The 1276-nt window shown below is 63.5% G+C and carries 2 protein-coding genes; one reads left to right on the forward strand and one right to left on the reverse strand.

The features are described from left to right. The coding region (locus tag A2I95_RS39250; protein WP_291737771.1) for an RSP_2648 family PIN domain-containing protein at window positions 1–534 on the forward strand (534 nt) is incomplete at its 5' end. A 101-nt stretch (window positions 535–635) separates the two neighbouring features. On the opposite strand, the gene A2I95_RS39255 is transcribed toward A2I95_RS39250, so the two are convergent. Then, a partial coding sequence (locus A2I95_RS39255; protein WP_291737772.1) for a M48 family metallopeptidase occupies window positions 636–1276 on the reverse strand: 641 nt, incomplete at its 5' end.

The raw sequence follows: 1276 nt of genomic DNA on the forward strand, positions 1-1276 counted from the left end.
CTGGATACCTGCGTGATTTATCCCACCGTGATGCGGCAGGTTCTGCTGGGGGTGGCTGCGCGTGGCGTCTACACGCCGCTCTGGTCGGCGCGGATCGTTGGTGAATGGCTACGGGCTGTGGAAAAACTGGGGCCCGATGGCATGGCTCAGGCGCAGTCGGAAGCTGCACTGCTGGCAGTGCGGTGGCCCGAGGCCGAGGTGGAGTACCCACTCTCTCTGGAGGCGCGGCTGTGGTTGCCCGATCCGGCGGATATTCATGTGCTGGCGGCGGCGGTGGCCGGTTCGGCGGATATGATCGTGACGCTGAACGCCAGGGATTTTCCGCGCAACGTTCTGGCCGAAGAAGGTATCAGCCGGGCCGATCCCGATACATTTCTGCACGGTATCTGGCAGGCGCAACCCGATCTGGTGCAGGCCGTGGCCGACGATGTTCTGGCCGAGGCGAACCGGTTGTCTAGCAAGACATGGGAAATGCGCGCGCTGTTGAAAAAGGCGCGCTTGCCGCGATTGGCGAAGGCGGTGAGCGGCAATTGAGGGCGGTACAAATGACGCCTTATGGCGTTTCGGGGCGCTGACCCCCTCGCCGCGAGCGATGACTTGCCCGGCGTATCTGCGGAACGATGGAAGGTCGTCTTTCAGCCTTCCACGCGCCATTTGGTTTCGAGTTTTTCGATGGCGGCGATGCGTTCTTCGGTTTTCGGGTGGCTCATCAGCCAGGCCGGCGCCATGCCCGCGCGTGCTTGCGTCAGCTCTTCCAGCTTGGTGAACAGGCTTTTCTGCGGCGCCAGGCCAATGCCCGCCTTGGTCAGCAATGCGGCGGCATATTCATCAGCCTCATACTCATCGCCGCGCGACAGCCGCGCTGCGATCAAACCGGTCAGCACCCCGGCTATCCACGGACCGATAAAGGGAATGTAGCGGCCCAGGATCATCATCAGCGCCGTGCGCAGGGCGTTCTGGCCGGAGAAATCGATCATCCGTTTCTTCGCATGCCCCAGCGCCACATGGCCCAGCTCATGGGCGATCACCGAGGCCAGCTCCTCGGCGCTGACCTCGCCGCTTTGATACTTGCGGTAGAACCCGCGGGTGATGAAGATCCGCCCGTCCGGCGCCGCCAGCCCGTTGACCGGATCGACCTCATAGATATGCACCGGAATACGGGCAATCTCCAGCGCCGCCGCCAGCCGGTCGGTCAGCCCTTTCAGCCGCGCATCCGCCAGCTCGGTCGAACGCTGGTCCAGCTCACGGTGGGTGCGCCAGATCGAAATCCGGTACA

The organism is Leisingera sp. F5 (genome assembly GCF_001593695.1).